The organism is Pseudomonas typographi, assembly GCF_014694385.1.
In the GTDB taxonomy this organism is placed as follows: domain Bacteria; phylum Pseudomonadota; class Gammaproteobacteria; order Pseudomonadales; family Pseudomonadaceae; genus Aquipseudomonas; species Aquipseudomonas typographi.
In genome coordinates, this window is sequence record NZ_JAAOCA010000139.1 from 1 (window position 1) to 503 (window position 503).

A 503-nucleotide genomic window follows, 5' to 3' on the forward strand; every position below is an offset into this window, starting at 1 on the left:
CAGATACCCGGGGCAACCCAGCTGTACCGTGCGGGTTGGCCGGTGAACCCGCAGCGTTTGGCCAGCCGCACGGCGGATGCCTTTGTCTTGCCGGCGAACTCGATCTCTTCTATCTGCTCATCAATGAGCGATTTGTGAATGGGTGTGGTCATTCGTCGTCTCCATCCAAATACCGGTCAACAGCCAGGAGCGCGTCGCGCCCCTCGTCGTGGGCTTGCAGGCCTACCGAAACAATCTCTGGCGGGTAGCCGTACAGTTCGTGCTTTTGCTCAATCGCGATGCAGGTCGCGAGGTCACCGCGAACCATGGCTTCGCTGTAGCGCTTGAGTTCGCTCATGCCACCCTCCTTACATCCCGCCCAGCCAGCCGCCGGAAGCGCTCGCAGTAGTAGTTGAATTCTTCCGCGCTGATGGCGCGCGAGCCTTCCATGCGGGTTATGCACTGCTCGACCATCGCCTCATAAAAGGGCGGCCGATCCAGGCGCTCCAGGTCATCGAGGTATC

The 503-nt window shown here is 60.6% G+C and carries 1 protein-coding gene; it reads right to left on the reverse strand.

The genetic code is table 11. The features are described 5' to 3' along the window. Positions 1 to 148: 148 nt before the first annotated feature. Complete coding sequence (locus HAQ05_RS28100) at positions 149 to 337, reverse strand: hypothetical protein (protein ID WP_190427701.1); 189 nt, start codon at positions 335 to 337, stop codon at positions 149 to 151. Positions 338 to 503: the final 166 nt, after the last annotated feature.

What these genes read in the sequence shown, in the direction of transcription:
- HAQ05_RS28100 (WP_190427701.1), bottom strand. Translation starts at nt 337, where the DNA reads ATGAGCGAACTCAAGCGCTACAGCGAAGCCATGGTTCGCGGTGACCTC.